This window comes from Klebsiella sp. ZJOU C1 (assembly GCF_035620215.1).
GTDB classification, from domain to species: domain Bacteria; phylum Pseudomonadota; class Gammaproteobacteria; order Enterobacterales; family Enterobacteriaceae; genus Klebsiella; species Klebsiella variicola.
The window spans coordinates 4095894-4111757 of sequence record NZ_CP141644.1 but is presented as its reverse complement, the minus strand read 5'-3'; the positions used below and the strand labels follow the sequence as shown (position 1 = coordinate 4111757).

Below are 15864 nucleotides of genomic sequence, written 5' to 3'. Positions count from 1 at the left end.
GATTAAGAAACGGCCCCTGGCAGACAGGGGCCGTTTTGACTTTTTTAAAAACGTCGTTAAGACGATGTTGCTTAGTGATTGTATGAGGCATTTAACATGATACCTGTGGTCGCGCTTGTCGGGCGCCCTAACGTTGGAAAATCCACGCTCTTTAACCGCCTGACGCGCACTCGTGATGCGCTGGTTGCGGATTTCCCGGGGCTGACTCGTGACCGTAAGTACGGTCGGGCCGAAGTCGAAGGCCGCGAATTCATCTGTATCGATACCGGTGGTATTGATGGTACGGAAGAGGGCGTGGAAACCCGGATGGCGGAGCAGTCGCTGTTGGCTATCGAAGAGGCCGATGTGGTGCTGTTTATGGTCGATGCGCGCGCAGGCCTGATGCCGGCGGACATCGCCATCGCTAAACATCTGCGCTCTCGTGAAAAGCCCACCTTCCTGGTGGCCAATAAAACCGACGGCATCGATGTCGACCAGGCGATGGCGGACTTCTGGTCCTTAGGCCTGGGTGATATCTATCCTATCGCTGCTTCGCACGGCCGCGGCGTGACCAGCCTGCTGGAGCAGGCCCTGCTGCCATGGGTGGATGAGATCAGCCCGCAGGAAGAGGTGGATGAAGACGCCGAATACTGGGCAAAATTCGAAGCCGAGCAGAATGGTGAAGCGGAAGAAGAGCCGGAGGACGACTTCAATCCGCAGGATCTGCCGATCAAGCTGGCGATTGTTGGACGCCCTAACGTCGGTAAATCAACCCTCACCAACCGCATCCTCGGTGAAGATCGCGTGGTAGTTTACGATATGCCGGGCACCACCCGCGACAGTATTTACATCCCGATGCAGCGTGACGAGCGTGAATATGTGCTCATCGATACCGCCGGGGTACGTAAGCGCGGGAAAATCACCGACGTCGTGGAAAAGTTCTCGGTGATCAAAACGCTGCAGGCGATTGAAGACGCCAACGTCGTGCTGCTGGTGATCGATGCTCGCGAAGGGATCTCCGATCAGGACCTCTCGCTGCTGGGCTTTATCCTCAACAGCGGTCGTTCGCTGGTGATCGTTGTCAACAAGTGGGATGGCCTGAGTCAGGAAGTGAAGGAGCAGGTGAAGGAGACCCTCGACTATCGTCTGGGCTTTATCGACTTTGCCCGGGTGCACTTCATCTCCGCCCTGCACGGTAGCGGCGTCGGCAACCTGTTTGAATCGGTACGCGAAGCCTATGACAGCGCCACCCGCCGCGTAAGCACCGCGATGCTGACCCGGATCATGAACATGGCGGCGGAAGATCATCAGCCACCGCTGGTGCGTGGCCGTCGCGTGAAGCTGAAATATGCCCACGCCGGGGGCTACAACCCGCCTATCGTGGTGATCCACGGTAACCAGGTGAAGGATCTGCCGGATTCCTACAAGCGCTACCTGATGAACTACTTCCGTAAATCCCTGGACGTGATGGGTACGCCAATCCGGATCCAGTTCAAGGAAGGGGAAAACCCGTTCGCCAACAAGCGCAACACCCTGACGCCGAACCAGATGCGTAAACGTAAGCGCCTGATCAAGCACATCAAGAAAAGCAAATAATCATCAAACCCGCTTCGGCGGGTTTTTTGTGGCCGCCATGCCGGTAAATGTCAAAACCTTCCGCCATAATCCCGCGATACTTCGCGGGGAACAGAGCGGCTCAAAGGTGGACTTACTATGCAGATTGGTTTTATCGGCCTCGGCGCGGTGGTGGAAACCGCCTATTTACCGGCGCTGCGTCGCCTGGGAAACATCATCGACCGCTGCCAGGGCTATGACCTGGACTGCAGCAGAGCGCTGCCGGGGATCCAGCGCTGTAGTTCGCTGTCGGCACTGCTGGCCGAACCTCTGGATACGCTCTTCATTACCACCTCATCACTTCAGCATCTGCCCGTGCTGGAGAGAGCGTTAGCCAGCGGCATTTCCCGCATCGTGGTGGAAAAGCCGATCGTGGCCAACCTTGAGCAGGCCGCCCGGCTGCGGGCGCTGCTGGCGCCGCCTGAGCAGGCCGCGCGGGTGCTGGCTCTTGACCACTGGATGGCGCGAGGCGTTGCGCTGAACGCTCCTGGCCCACGGTGGCGGGCGGAAGGGGAGGCCAGCCGCCAGCCGCCGCCGCACCTGTCAGCGCAGGATATCGTCTGGCTCGAAGGCTATTTACAGGAGCCAAGCGGCTTTAACGCTGCCGGAGAGCCGGTCGCGCTCAATTTTGCCACCGGGGAGCTGGATACCCGGCAGCTGCGTCACCCTGATGGGGTGATCCTTGATATCGGCACCCATGTCCTGGCGATGCTCCGCGAAACCCTGCACGCCAGCGGAAGCGATACGGCGCTGAGCCTTTCCCTTCGGGTGGCGAAAGACCGCCTCGGCCATGGCATCGCCCCTGGGGATACGGTCACCGCAGAGGGGGAGGCGCATCTGCAGGGAACCCTGGGCACTATCCCGCTCAATATCTGGCTAAACAAATACGCGGGCCCCGCAGGCGGGCAAAAGGGAATGCGGATAGGGCTGCGGGACGGGCGAATCCTCATCCTCGACCGCTCCCCTGAGGGCGAAATGGTGACGCTGCACGACGGCGAGCGGATCCAGCGCTGGACCCGCCCCGGGACGATCTATTCGCACTGCCTCGATGAGCAGATCCTCGGCGCGGATAATCTGTTTATCCGGGCGCCCGACAGCGTGGCCGGGTTGACGCGACGTCGGCTTGAGGAAGTGGAATGGCTGCTCCGGCTACAGCAGCAATTACGCGGCCCTCATTAAACCCGGAACATGATAAAATAGGTGCAGATAAACGTTGAAAGGAATGGTTATGGAACTTGATTGCCCTCTGTGCCACGCGCCGTTAGATGTCAAAGGCAGCAGCGCGCATTGCGCCCAGTGCGAAAGGGTATTTGCCCTCGAGGCCCGCTGCCCGGAATGCCACCAGCCGCTGGAGGTGCTCAAGGCGTGCGGCGCGGTGGATTACTTTTGCCAGCATGGGCATGGCCTGATCTCGAAAAAACGGGTGGAATTTATTCCGCTGGTTTAGTGGGCGAAGGCTTTCTGGCTCGCGTTTTTTTTACCGGCGCGATCTGCTTCACTTCGCTTTCGACCCAGCCGTCTTTCAGGCGGGTGGTGAGCAGATCGCCGGTTTTGACCTGTTTTGTCTGTTTCAGCACCGTACCGTCGCTCACCGAGGTGACGCTGTAGCCGCGCGCCAGAGTGGCTAAGGGACTCACCGCCTCCAGATGGGTCACCGCGTTGCCAAACCGTTCACGCCGCTCGCTGAGGCGGCCACGCATATTTTCCGCCAGCCGGTATTCCAGCTGCTGGATCCGCGATTGCGCCCGGTGGATCCGTGGCTGCGGGTTGTAGTGATCCAGACGTTGAACGGTGCGCTTTTGCCGCTGTTCGGCGCGCTTAAGCTGCGATTCCACGGCGATGCGCATCCGCTGGCGCAGGCGTTCCAGGGCGGTCTGCTGGCGGGCCAAGCGCAGCTGCGGATGCTGTTGCTGCAGGCGATGGAACAGCTGGGTAAAACGGCGCTGGCGACTGGCGAGGAAATAGTCCATCGCCATCTCCAGACGCTGCTGTCCGGACTGCAGCTGGCGCAGCAGCTCCTGCTGATTGCGGCTGACGATCTCCGCGGCGGCTGAGGGAGTCGGTGCTCGCAGGTCGGCAACAAAATCGGCGATCGTGACGTCGGTTTCATGGCCGACGGCGCTGACGATAGGGATCTGGCTGGCGAAAATAGCCCGCGCCACCCGCTCATCGTTAAAACTCCACAGATCCTCCAGCGAACCGCCGCCGCGCCCGACAATCAGCACATCACACTCCTGGCGCGCGTTGGCCAGCGCGATGGCGCGCACAATCTGCCCGGGGGCGTCGTCACCCTGGACCGCGGTTGGGTAGATGATCACCGGCAGCCCGGGATCGCGGCGCCTGAGAACATGGAGAATATCGTGCAGCGCCGCACCGGTTTTCGAGGTGATGACGCCGACGCAGTGGGCGGGTGAGGGGAGCGCCTGCTTATGTTTTTGCTCGAACAGTCCTTCCGCCGTTAACTGTGCTTTGAGCTGCTCATACTTCTGCTGTAATAACCCTTCGCCGGCGGGTTGCATGCTTTCGACGATAATCTGGTAGTCGCCGCGCGGCTCATACAGGGTGATGTTGGCGCGAACCAGCACCTGCTGCCCGTGCTGTGGGCGAAACGTCACCCGGCGGTTGCTGTTGCGGAACATCGCGCAGCGCACCTGGGCGTTATCGTCTTTTAAGGTGAAGTACCAGTGGCCGGAAGAAGGCTGGCTGAAGTTAGAGATCTCGCCGCTGATCCAAACCTGGCCCATTTCGCGCTCAAGCAGCAGACGCACCGTCTGATTGAGGCGGCTTACGGTAAAAATTGCGGGGGATTGAGAGGGTAACATGTGAGCAAGATCAAACTTTAAATCAGCAGGTTATTCAGTCGATAGTAACGCGCTCAGAGGGGATGGCAAGTATTATTTGCAAAAAAGGGTAGATGCAATCGGTTACGCTCTGTATAATGCCACGGCAATATTTATCCACCCTGGTCGAGATATTGCCCATGCTACGTATCGCTAAAGAAGCCCTGACGTTTGACGACGTCCTCCTCGTTCCCGCTCATTCTACCGTTCTGCCGAATACTGCCGATCTCAGCACTCAGCTGACGAAAACCATTCGTCTGAATATTCCTATGCTCTCCGCAGCCATGGATACCGTAACGGAAGCGCGTCTGGCTATTGCCCTGGCACAGGAAGGCGGCATCGGCTTTATTCACAAAAACATGTCCATCGAGCGCCAGGCGGAAGAAGTTCGTCGCGTGAAGAAACATGAGTCCGGCGTGGTCACCGACCCGCAGACCGTTCTGCCAACCACCACCCTGCGTGAAGTGAAAGAGCTGACCGAGCGTAACGGCTTCGCCGGCTACCCGGTGGTGACCGAAGAGAACGAGCTGGTCGGTATCATCACTGGCCGCGACGTGCGTTTCGTCACCGATTTGAACCAGCCGGTCAGCGTCTATATGACCCCGAAAGAGCGTCTGGTTACCGTACGTGAAGGCGAAAGCCGCGAGGTGGTCTTCGCTAAGATGCATGAAAAACGCGTTGAGAAGGCGCTGGTCGTGGATGAGAGCTTCCACCTGCGCGGCATGATCACCGTTAAAGATTTCCAGAAAGCAGAACGTAAACCGAATGCCTGTAAAGATGAGCAGGGCCGTCTGCGCGTAGGCGCGGCGGTCGGCGCCGGTGCCGGCAACGAAGAGCGCGTTGACGCGCTGGTCGCCGCGGGCGTTGACGTTCTGCTGATCGACTCCTCGCACGGTCATTCTGAAGGCGTCCTGCAGCGCATTCGTGAAACCCGCGCGAAATACCCGGACCTGCAGATCATCGGCGGCAACGTGGCCACCGGTGCAGGCGCGCGCGCGCTGGCGGAAGCCGGTTGCAGCGCGGTGAAAGTGGGTATCGGCCCGGGCTCCATCTGTACGACCCGTATCGTCACCGGTGTGGGCGTGCCGCAGATCACCGCCGTTTCCGACGCGGTGGAAGCACTGGAAGGGACCGGTATTCCGGTTATCGCTGACGGCGGTATCCGTTTCTCCGGCGATATCGCCAAAGCCATCGCTGCCGGCGCGGCCGCGGTGATGGTCGGCTCTATGCTGGCGGGTACCGAAGAATCCCCGGGTGAAATCGAACTCTACCAGGGCCGCTCTTACAAATCCTACCGCGGCATGGGCTCTCTTGGCGCGATGTCTAAAGGCTCCTCTGACCGCTACTTCCAGAGCGATAACGCTGCTGACAAACTGGTGCCGGAAGGTATCGAAGGCCGCGTGGCCTATAAAGGTCGCCTGAAAGAGATTATTCACCAGCAGATGGGCGGTTTGCGTTCCTGTATGGGTCTGACCGGCTGTGGTACCATTGACCTGCTGCGTACCAAAGCTGAATTCGTACGCATCAGCGGTGCGGGCATTCAGGAAAGCCACGTTCACGACGTGACCATCACCAAAGAGTCCCCGAACTACCGTCTGGGCTCCTGATTTCTTCGCCCGACCTAGCGTCGGGCGATTTATTTACTCTGTTTCACTTGCCTCGGAATTAGCGTCAATGACGGAAAACATTCATAAACATCGCATTCTCATCCTCGACTTCGGCTCTCAGTATACTCAGCTGGTGGCGCGTCGCGTGCGTGAGCTGGGCGTCTACTGTGAGCTGTGGGCGTGGGATGTCACAGAAGCACAGATCCGCGAATTCAATCCAAGCGGCATCATTCTTTCCGGCGGCCCGGAAAGTACTACCGAAGAGAACAGCCCGCGCGCGCCGCAGTATGTGTTTGAAGCCGGCGTGCCGGTATTTGGCGTCTGCTACGGCATGCAGACCATGGCGATGCAGCTGGGCGGCCATGTGGAAGGTTCTAACGAGCGTGAGTTTGGCTACGCGCAGGTTGAAGTGGTTAACGACAGCGCGCTGGTGCGCGGTATCGAAGACTCCCTGACCGCGGACGGCAAACCGTTGCTGGACGTGTGGATGAGCCACGGCGACAAAGTCACCGCCATCCCGTCTGACTTCGTCACCGTCGCCAGCACCGACAACTGCCCGTTTGCCATTATGGCCAACGAAGAAAAACGCTTCTACGGCGTGCAGTTCCACCCGGAAGTGACTCACACCCGTCAGGGGATGCGTATGCTGGAGCGCTTCGTGCGCGATATCTGCCAGTGCGAAGCGCTGTGGACCCCGGCGAAAATCATCGACGACGCCGTCGAGCGTATCCGCCAGCAGGTTGGCGATGACAAAGTGATCCTTGGCCTCTCCGGCGGCGTGGACTCTTCGGTGACCGCGATGTTGCTGCACCGCGCCATCGGCAAAAACCTGACCTGCGTATTCGTGGATAACGGCCTCCTGCGTCTGAATGAAGCGCAGCAGGTGATGGACATGTTTGGCGACCACTTTGGCCTGAACATTGTTCACGTTGAAGGCGAGCAGCGCTTCCTCGACGCGCTGAAAGGCGAGAACGATCCGGAAGCGAAACGTAAAATCATCGGCCGCGTCTTCGTGGAAGTGTTCGACGAAGAAGCGCTGAAGCTGGACGACGTCAAATGGCTGGCGCAGGGTACCATCTACCCTGACGTTATCGAATCTGCCGCTTCCGCTACCGGTAAAGCGCACGTCATCAAATCTCACCACAACGTGGGCGGCCTGCCGAAAGAGATGAAGATGGGGCTGGTTGAGCCGCTGCGTGAGCTGTTCAAAGACGAAGTGCGTAAGATCGGTCTGGAACTGGGCCTGCCGTACGATATGCTCTACCGTCACCCGTTCCCGGGCCCGGGCCTCGGCGTGCGCGTGCTGGGCGAAGTGAAGAAAGAGTACTGCGACCTGCTGCGTCGTGCGGACGCTATCTTCATCGAAGAGCTGCACAAAGCTGACCTGTACAACAAAGTGAGTCAGGCGTTTACCGTGTTCCTGCCGGTTCGTTCCGTCGGCGTAATGGGCGATGGCCGTAAATACGACTGGGTCGTTTCCCTGCGTGCGGTGGAAACCATCGACTTTATGACCGCGCACTGGGCGCACCTGCCGTATGATTTCCTCGGCCGCGTCTCTAACCGCATTATCAATGAAGTGAACGGTATCTCCCGCGTGGTGTATGACATCAGCGGTAAGCCGCCAGCAACGATTGAGTGGGAATGATTTCGCGTCTGGCAACAGCCTGCACGTAAAAGCAGTAAAGTACCTCTAAGCCCGCGTAACTGCGGGCTTTTTTGTTTTTATGTCTGGCACTTTCTGGCAGCTGTTAGCAAGGATATTTGTTCAAAGTCATTTCTGGAACAAACTTCTCAGCAAGGGCTGGAAAAAATGTAAAAAATGTCCTCAAAATAAACGAAGCGAGTAGCATCAGTTTTCGGATTGCTATCTTGAAGTGTCAAGGAGGGATTAAATGAAAGTAAGTCGTGTAGCGATTCGGAACTTCCGTCGATTGGAAAATGTGCAGATTGACATTGAAGAGAAGGAGTCCATTTTTGTTGGTCCCAACAACAGTGGCAAAACTTCTGCCACTGCGGTTTTTCGTTGCTTTCTGGGGGGACGAGATTTCAAGATCTACGACTTTTCTGTCGCCCGGATAGCAGATTTAGACACATTTGGATTGACCGGAGATGAGACGCTCCTCCCCAAAATTAGTCTTGACCTTTGGTTCACTATCGATCCCGAAAGCATCGGTTTTGGTAGAGTTTTCACATTATTGCCAAATCTTTCGGATTTCACGAGTGTAGGGATTAGGCTGTCGTATGAGGTCTCTGAAGTAAGGAAGTTATACGAGAATTACAACGCTGCCTATCCTCCCAAGGAAGATGGAACGCGCTCTAAGTCGCTTTCGCAATATCTATCTATCGACGGAAATCGTGGCCGACATTTTACGGTTTGTTACTACTCACTAGACGAGAAGATTCAGGAGGGAGCACCGTCTGAGATCTTGTCGAGTTATCTTGATCCTGACGAAGGCAAACGTCTTCTTAAGCAGCTCATTCGTGTTGAGTTCGTGGACGCGCAGCGCAACATTAACGATGACAACAGCAGTCGCAGTAATAGGCTCTCTTCGGCATTTGCTACCTTCTACCAAAAGAACCTTGAGCAGGTTGACCATGCCGCTGATGCTCACAGCGTAATCGATGCGAATAACAAACAGCTGACTGATCACTATGCAAAGCAATTTGCCCCACTGATCAATCTCATCAAGCGCCTTGGTGTGCCGTCAATTAATGATCGCGAATTGCAGATTATATCATCGCTTAGCCCCGAGACTGCTCTTCGGGGGAATACCGAACTGCTTTATATTGACCCTAGCCGGAAGCATGAACTACCTGAGCTCTATAACGGGCTTGGATTCAAAAATCTAATTTATATGGCCATTCAGGCGCGTCACTTCCATTCTCAATGGGTAATGACCACCGAGAACAGACCTCTGTGCCTGATGATTTTCATTGAAGAACCTGAAGTTCATCTCCATGCTCAGGTACAACAAACTTTTATATCTAACATTTGGCAAGTAATAAATCAATCCGCTGAGGTGGCTGGAGAACCGAATCTCGTACCGCAACTTGTTATAACCACGCATTCCTCGCATATCATGGAGGCTGTGGATTTTGAGAAAGTTCGCTATTTCCAGCGCTGCCATTGTGAGGGTGAAACAGAAGCTGCTGGCATTCGCAATGCGTCAATGGTTCGAAGCCTCCGCGCTTTCCAGCCGAATGTGGAGACAATTGATGGTAAGGTTATCCCACCATCAGAATCGCTAGCCTTCCTTAAACGCTATTTACGTCTAACACACTGTGACCTATTTTTCGCCGATGCTGGCATCCTTGTTGAAGGCGCTGTTGAGAAGTTGTTAATGCCGACCATGATTGAGCGTGCTGCAGAGCGATTACGGACTGTGTATCTCACAGTTTTGGAGGTAGGGGGAGCGTATGCTCACCGTTTCGAGGGTTTGCTTAGCTTCCTTCATATTCCCTATCTTGTTATCACAGACATTGATTCAGTTTCACCTACCGGTTATCCCAAAGCCTGTCGAGCGGATGTTGCTGGAGCAAAAACGTCCAACGCGTCCCTAAAGAAACTTTGTGGGCTGACAACAATTGACCAACTGATCGCATTGACTTGCGCGCAGAAGCAACACAACGATAAGGATCGTTGCATCGCTTTTCAGACAGATGTTTTGGTCGAGGAAAATGATGCCAGCGAGATGTTACGTCCGCGCACGTTGGAAGAAGCAATTGTATATGAGAATTTTGGGCTCCTTCGATCTGGTGCTTTATCTATTGGCATTACTGTCCGAGCGTCTCTCAGCGACGCTTACCAAGATGTTTACGATATGGTTCGGTCGGATAATTTCAAAAAAACTGATTTTGCTATGGACATCTTGGCTTGCGCTGAGCAATGGATTGTCCCTGGATATATTGCCGAAGGGTTGAAATGGCTCGAGTCGCGCCTATTACCCCCGCTACCAGTTGTGGTGGATACAGAAGCCTCTATCGCGGCGGGAGAATAGCATGAGGACATGGATAGAAAGCGAAGCGGATATTCAAGTCCGTGCATGCATCGATGGCCATCGTAGTTTTGCGATGATAGCCGGCGCAGGCGCGGGCAAGACTAGTTCACTGGTAGATGCTCTTGGCAGGGTCCGGGATAATGAAGGGAATATCCTTAGAAAGCATGGTCAACGCATTGCTTGTATTACCTTTACCAAGCGTGCGGTTGAGGTCATCAAGAAAAGATTGGGGTTTGATGAGTTGTACCTAGTTTCGACTCTTCATGGATTTCTGTGGGGCTTGATTAGCCATTTCCACGAAAATATTCGTCAAGCGTTATATGAAAGCCGTATTCCAAATCTTATAGGCAAGGCTAGGGAAGATGATAACGGCGGTAACAGCAAAAAGGCACTTAAAGCCCGCGCAAAAATAGAACGACTGACAGAACAGCTTTCCCTTCTCGAAGCAGTCAATCATTTTGACTATTCTGACACTAGCTTTAGTGATTACGAAAAAGGTCAGATTGGGCATGATGATGTCATAGAAATTGCAACCTACTTACTTAAAAATAATCAAACACTTAGACGGATCATTGGCCTACGTTTCCCTTACATCTTCGTCGACGAAGCACAGGACACATTTGAGGGAATCGTCTCAGGACTCAATCTCGTCTGTGCGGGTGATGAACTTCCTATGATTGGCTATTTTGGTGACCCCTGGCAGCAGATTTATGACCGAAGTGCCGGTGATTTTGCGCCACCAGACAAAGGTAAAGTCATCAAGAAAGCTGAAAACTTTCGCTGTTCTAAAAGCGTTATCCGACTTCTCAATGCTTATCGTGGAGATGTTGAGCAGTATGCTGCTGGCGAAAATGCTGAATGTGAAGGCAGTGTTGAATTTTTGCTAATTAAAGCAGAAGAGCCAACAGAACCACGCAGGCGCTATTCAGAAGAACAGATTGAGCGGGCGCTAGCTCGTATGGATGCTGCAGTCGAAAACTGGGGTTGGGAAGGTCGCGACGATGTCATGAAGCTCTTCTTGGCACGTCAAATGATCGCGCGACGACTTGGCTTCGCTGATCTCAATCGCCTCTTCACTGGAGACTATGCCTCATCAAGGGCTCAAGATGCTTTTGAGGAAGGGACGCATTTCCTTCTTAAACCATTTCTTTCGACGATTTGCCCTCTCATAACAGCTCAAAGCCAAGGTGACGATCGAAAAATTATTCATCTACTTCGTAGAGATAGTCCTGCTTTCGCGAGCAATGGATTAAATGCGGAAAAGTCACTGAAAGTGATGATTGAGACTTCGAGGTCTTTGGTTGAGCAGTTGCATGCTTTGTGGGATACCGAAACGATTGGAACGATCCTTCACTTTTGCGTCGAGATGCAGATAATCCAGCCCTCAGAAAGATTGAGTGAGCATCTTGATCGTCCTCCACGTACTGAGCCTTTCAATGAGGAGCTTCACAGTTTCGAAAAAGGAGACTGGCTCGCAGACTCATTTTTTAAAATGGCCACAGGGGGAGTCTCCCGCTATTTCGAATATCTTAACAACAATACCGCCTTTAGCACTCAACATGGAGTGAAGGGCGAGGAATATCCAAAGGTATTGGTCGTTTATGATGATGTCGAAGCAGCATGGAACCAATACAGCTTTAGTAAAACCCTTACTCCTCTCACTGCTGGGGAGCCCTCTGATCGGCAACGCTCTGTAACTCAGAAGCTCGTGTATGTCTCGTTTTCCCGTGCTGAGGAGGATCTACGTATAGTACTTTTCACAGCTAATCCAGAGGGAGCTCAAGCTGAACTAATTGAAAGTAAATTATTGGCGCCTGATCAAATACGAATTATGGCCTGAGGATTGTTATTGCCTTTTGATTTACTAAATGGGTGCTAAGGCAGCGACCAGTCTTTGCTCATAATTTGCAGTGTTAGGGGGACAGGAAATGGCCGTTCGAGCAAAGATACATTGTTGTTGTATACCTCCCGACAGGTAACTTACAGCCACAAACGGTTATCTTGAGTCTAGGTTATTCAAGCTTATTTGATCATTAAGTTCGGTAAAAAATGTAGGGAGCCTCTATGTCTGAGATAACCGAGCCAACCAGTCAGGTTTTGCTCTGCTCAAATTGCTTCGCTGATGAAGGGCTGCGGATCGACGCTGCAAAACATGGCCTTGAACAACAAGGCGAATGCCCAAATTGCCAAAGCCCGGATGGGAAAAAGCTGACCCGAGACCAGATTAAAGATTTGGCGTGGCGCTTTTTCGTAAGCGGAACCACCGTCCGTTGTGACTACGGCGCTGCGCCAGTGATTCAGTTCAATGAGCACCATTATGGCCAAGGTGACATCGCCCCGTCAACGTGGCTTAAGAATGACGTAAAGCTTATTGAGGAGGTCGCTAAAATTGGATTTTTCCATTACGGCCCTCGATTGTGGATGGTCGGTGAAGTCGAGCCGCTAAAGGGGCTTCAGGATCCGACGACACGTCCGCAGATCATCGAACGTATCCTGAGGGAATATCCCGAATCAACGCTCAGTAAGGGCAGCAAATTCTACCGTCTTCGCGTTAAACCTGAACGACCAGCTGAGTCCTCCGAGTATGACAGCCCACCTGTGGGGTTGGCAGGTAGAGGGCGTTTGGATTCTCCTGGCTTCTCTGTGATGTACGGATCGCAAGACCTCGATGTTTGTATTCATGAATGCAGGGCATCAACGGAGGATGAGCTTTATTTCGCAACCTTAAAGAATCAGCAGGATCTGCGGATATTGGACTTGACTCATTCTTTGGAAGAAACAGAGACCGAGTTTGAAAGTCTGGATATGGCAATACATATGCTCTTTCTTGCCCGGTCTCACTCATATGAAATCGCCCGAGACATTGCTCTTGCCGCTAAAGAGGCTGGTTTCGACGGAATAAGTTATCCGTCCTTTTTTAGCCTTATCCGCACTGGCTGCCATCCTTTCGAGACGGCCTATGGCCTGTCGCTTCGTCGTTTCCATCCGCAGAGGGAGCAATATGTGGAGGCAACTACCATTCGCAATATCGCCCTATTTGGTAGGCCGGTGGAAAGCGGCTTGGTCAGTGTCGAGTGCATCAATCGTCTTATTCTCACCCAAGTTGGCTATCGTGGGCATTTTGGGCCAGTTGAGTATTGAGTTTTTTGGATGAGGAGAAGAAAGGGCAGGTTTATCTGATGGGATGCCTGTCCGGCTATGGCCAGTTAATGTCAGCCGTGACAGGCAGTATCGGCCAGAATTAGAAGATCTTGTAGTGATCTTAGCAGGTTATTCTTGAGGTTTGAGGACATCTACAACTATGGGAGATTAGTTAAAGACTCTAGTCAGGGAAAGGCTTTTTCAGGCCGAGTCGTCTTATGCGACGGAGCTTCTATCTGAGGTTGTTCGTGATGGTAATGCGGATTAGTTGGTCATCCTGGAGAGGCAGCTATCGGCAACCATTGCCATTAGAGAGGCTAATCCGACTTCTTGAACGTTTTTATTGTGCATGGCATTTTTCATGGTAGCAAGATCACTCTATGTATAAACTTATTGTTTTGCAATGGCTTTCTTGGTCAGTTGGGAATGAGGTTTTTTATAACAACCTGATTTTTGATAAAATCATGCCATTAATGGTTAATTCATCATTAATGGCATTTTTTGGCAGGTTGAATGCAAGCGATGCGGAAAAAACTGATGTCATTTTCTGAAGAAAAATTTGTGTAGTTTTTTGATATAATGTTATTTATAGCTTCCGTGGTTATATTTTTAGCGCAGACTTTTCAGTTCACTCTTCTTTGCAATGAAATGTGAGGTTAAATACCTTTTCCCCGGTTTCCTGTATTTTGCATTCAGCTTCACATAAAGCCGATATAGGCTGATTATGCTGGAATACATGTAGAAAATGCTGAGCGACAGCGAAAGCTGTACGAGGGGTGACTTTGGTTCCTGGCATAGTTATGTTGACTTGATGTTGCCTATCGAAATTTTCTTCGGGTTCACGGAATCTGAATTTTATTTCAAACACGATTTTGGCTCCTACTTGCATTGCGTCTTCAAAGTGGCGTTTCTCTAGTTCTGCAACGAACATTGGCTCCGCCGCCTTCATAGTAATTTTTGTGATAATACCTATTGCGAGAAGCGCCAGAGATTCTGCAGAGTCTTGTTCATCGGGGTTCCAGGCGTCCTTCCGTTTGATGTTTCCGTGAAAATAGAAACCTCGCTTTTCGACTAAATGATTAATAATGTCATCTGCATTTGGTTTCGTCGAAATGAGCTTTGCCGTATCCGAATTCCGATCATTCTTTGCTGGAATCATATCTTTGATGGCAAGCTCAACAATATTACGAAATTCTTGGTTTGATTTTAGCGCACCTTGCAAGCTTGGTGTTTTAAATTGACCATTCCCATACAGTGACTCGATCAACAGGAATGAGTAGCGGAAGGAATTTATGAATTCCTGATTTTCAAGCATTTTGCGAGCGCTTTTTACAAAGGCAACTTCAAATCTCGGCCCATCATATTTCTCAGCAGCCATAAGCGCCCGCGTAAACATATCGAAACTGAGAGGCAATGCAGAATCATGTCTGCCCATTGATATACTCTTTATGGATAGTCGCGTTTCTTCTTCCGGGGTTTCTCCTTCATATTTGGCCTCAATTTCCTCTGTCATGAGTTCAATGTCATGAAAACATTCGAGAAATATGGCTGCGTTATCGAGTTGACGTTTCACGAATGCTATAAGTTCATCGTGCCCGGTTATCGTTGTCATAGCCTCATAAGTGGCTCGTTTCTGAAAGCTCGGTGCATATTCCAGAGGCTGCTTTTCGAAAGTAAGTTCAATAGCTTTGGCGTAACCACTCTCTTCAATGATGCGGAGCTTCCCGCCTTGCATTGGGATTTCCCAATGATCATCAATGATGATTTTGCGTTTGAATGGGACGAAGTAACGAATTCTCACTAGGGTTTAGTCCTCAAACTTTATCGCTAAAAGTGGAATAGTAACTGGAGCAGTTTGTTGCTGCATCACAGATACGTTTAAACCTCATCGATTCAACAGGATAGTATACCCCTACGGGGTTGATATAACAATTACTCACAATGAGTTTCTCTCGACTAGAATTTGACTCGACATATTCATGAATGTTTTCAGTTTGGTACGGCAGTATGATGGCCACAGACTCACAAGTGAGACGGATGAAAAGCAGATTAGCCCTATTTTGCAAGGGTTACTCATTCGATGTTATAGTTATTTGTATCACAGATGAGACGCAACTGAGTGAGGTTAGTATGCCGGAAGAAAAAAACATGAGTAAGCTTCGTCGGACAAAAGGCTCGGTTGTACGCCCTTCAACCGAAGCAGCTTTGGTCAAATTGGGCAAAGACATCGAATTCGCACGTAGAGTAAGAGGAATCCCTGCTGATACGTTTGCAAAATCCGCAGGAATTTCGCGCTCTACTTTGCATAGACTTGAGAGTGGTGGTGGTGCCGGTATTTCACTCAACACGCTTGCGATGGTGCTCACCATTCTTGGAAAACTTGACCTCTTGAGTAATTTGATCGACATGCGCAATGATGACATCGGACTGTCTATGCTACGTGAAAATGTTATGCAAGGTGCAAAGCCGCTCCGTAAAGATACTAAGACGAATGTTGTGATCCGGTCCAGGGCCAAGACGATGCAACGAGCGGTAGGTACAGCGACTGTTAACAAATCGACAAAATCTGGTGTTGAAGCAAAGGCACAGGGCAATCAGGGGACGTTAGTAGTCAGCCCGTCAGGACATACATCATCGCTGCTCTCTCGCTTAAAAGCTACGCGAGACTCTTCGGGCTCGTAATTA

General features: G+C 52.1%; 12 protein-coding genes. 10 read left to right on the top strand and 2 right to left on the bottom strand.

The features are described 5' to 3' along the window. The first annotated feature begins 96 nt into the window (after window positions 1–96). The 3 genes from der (at window position 97) to SPE70_RS19630 (ending at window position 3040) form a co-directional block, all read left to right on the top strand. Window positions 97–1575 carry a ribosome biogenesis GTPase Der gene (gene der / locus SPE70_RS19640; protein WP_008803808.1) on the top strand — a complete coding sequence of 493 codons (1479 nt, stop codon included), beginning with the start codon at window positions 97–99 and terminating at the stop codon, window positions 1573–1575. A 117-nt stretch (window positions 1576–1692) separates the two neighbouring features. Next, window positions 1693–2772, top strand: a complete 1080-nt coding sequence (locus tag SPE70_RS19635; protein ID WP_047666847.1) for a Gfo/Idh/MocA family oxidoreductase — start codon at window positions 1693–1695, stop codon at window positions 2770–2772. 49 nt (window positions 2773–2821) lie between these two features. Next, window positions 2822–3040, top strand: coding sequence for a zinc ribbon domain-containing protein (locus SPE70_RS19630; protein WP_004201901.1), 219 nt, complete (start codon window positions 2822–2824; stop codon window positions 3038–3040). Here the strand turns inward: SPE70_RS19630 and xseA are convergent. After that, a complete protein-coding gene (xseA, locus tag SPE70_RS19625; protein ID WP_023340611.1) occupies window positions 3024–4415 on the bottom strand; it encodes an exodeoxyribonuclease VII large subunit in 1392 nt (463 codons plus the stop codon). The two genes, SPE70_RS19630 and xseA, sit on opposite strands and share 17 nt — an antisense overlap. A 158-nt stretch (window positions 4416–4573) precedes the next feature. On the opposite strand from xseA, the gene guaB reads away from it, so the two are divergent. The 6 genes from guaB to SPE70_RS19595 all read left to right on the top strand — a co-directional run bounded on the left by guaB (window position 4574) and on the right by SPE70_RS19595 (window position 13730). Then, entirely contained in the window at window positions 4574–6040 is a 1467-nt protein-coding gene (gene guaB / locus SPE70_RS19620; RefSeq protein ID WP_004151980.1) for an IMP dehydrogenase, read from the top strand. 67 nt (window positions 6041–6107) lie between these two features. After that, window positions 6108–7685 (top strand): glutamine-hydrolyzing GMP synthase, encoded by a 1578-nt coding sequence (gene guaA, locus SPE70_RS19615; RefSeq protein WP_008803811.1) that lies wholly within the window; start codon window positions 6108–6110, stop codon window positions 7683–7685. A 247-nt stretch (window positions 7686–7932) separates the two neighbouring features. Next, window positions 7933–10038, top strand: coding sequence for an ATP-dependent nuclease (locus tag SPE70_RS19610; RefSeq protein ID WP_109849096.1), 2106 nt, complete (start codon window positions 7933–7935; stop codon window positions 10036–10038). A gap of 1 nt (window position 10039) precedes the next feature. Further along, window positions 10040–11878: a UvrD-helicase domain-containing protein gene (locus SPE70_RS19605; protein ID WP_136047279.1), complete on the top strand. Its 1839-nt coding sequence runs from the start codon at window positions 10040–10042 to the stop codon at window positions 11876–11878. Window positions 11879–12102: 224 nt separating this feature from the next. Next, window positions 12103–13179: an RES family NAD+ phosphorylase gene (locus tag SPE70_RS19600; RefSeq protein ID WP_044172447.1), complete on the top strand. Its 1077-nt coding sequence runs from the start codon at window positions 12103–12105 to the stop codon at window positions 13177–13179. Window positions 13180–13559: 380 nt separating this feature from the next. Then, window positions 13560–13730 (top strand): hypothetical protein, encoded by a 171-nt coding sequence (locus SPE70_RS19595; protein ID WP_153682606.1) that lies wholly within the window; start codon window positions 13560–13562, stop codon window positions 13728–13730. A 77-nt stretch (window positions 13731–13807) separates the two neighbouring features. On the opposite strand, the gene SPE70_RS19590 is transcribed toward SPE70_RS19595, so the two are convergent. After that, complete coding sequence (locus tag SPE70_RS19590; RefSeq protein WP_109849095.1) at window positions 13808–14980, bottom strand: hypothetical protein; 1173 nt, start codon at window positions 14978–14980, stop codon at window positions 13808–13810. 329 nt (window positions 14981–15309) lie between these two features. Here SPE70_RS19590 and SPE70_RS19585 point away from each other — a divergent pair, with 329 nt between their 5' ends. Further along, window positions 15310–15861, top strand: coding sequence for a helix-turn-helix domain-containing protein (locus tag SPE70_RS19585; protein ID WP_127097544.1), 552 nt, complete (start codon window positions 15310–15312; stop codon window positions 15859–15861). Window positions 15862–15864 lie beyond the last annotated feature (3 nt).

Coding starts and splice junctions, on each gene's coding strand:
- der (WP_008803808.1), top strand. CDS start 97: ATGATACCTGTGGTCGCGCTTGTCGGGCGCCCTAACGTTGGAAAATCC.
- SPE70_RS19635 (WP_047666847.1), top strand. CDS start 1,693: ATGCAGATTGGTTTTATCGGCCTCGGCGCGGTGGTGGAAACCGCCTAT.
- SPE70_RS19630 (WP_004201901.1), top strand. CDS start 2,822: ATGGAACTTGATTGCCCTCTGTGCCACGCGCCGTTAGATGTCAAAGGC.
- xseA (WP_023340611.1), bottom strand. CDS start 4,415: ATGTTACCCTCTCAATCCCCCGCAATTTTTACCGTAAGCCGCCTCAAT.
- guaB (WP_004151980.1), top strand. CDS start 4,574: ATGCTACGTATCGCTAAAGAAGCCCTGACGTTTGACGACGTCCTCCTC.
- guaA (WP_008803811.1), top strand. CDS start 6,108: ATGACGGAAAACATTCATAAACATCGCATTCTCATCCTCGACTTCGGC.
- SPE70_RS19610 (WP_109849096.1), top strand. CDS start 7,933: ATGAAAGTAAGTCGTGTAGCGATTCGGAACTTCCGTCGATTGGAAAAT.
- SPE70_RS19605 (WP_136047279.1), top strand. CDS start 10,040: ATGAGGACATGGATAGAAAGCGAAGCGGATATTCAAGTCCGTGCATGC.
- SPE70_RS19600 (WP_044172447.1), top strand. CDS start 12,103: ATGTCTGAGATAACCGAGCCAACCAGTCAGGTTTTGCTCTGCTCAAAT.
- SPE70_RS19595 (WP_153682606.1), top strand. CDS start 13,560: ATGTATAAACTTATTGTTTTGCAATGGCTTTCTTGGTCAGTTGGGAAT.
- SPE70_RS19585 (WP_127097544.1), top strand. CDS start 15,310: ATGCCGGAAGAAAAAAACATGAGTAAGCTTCGTCGGACAAAAGGCTCG.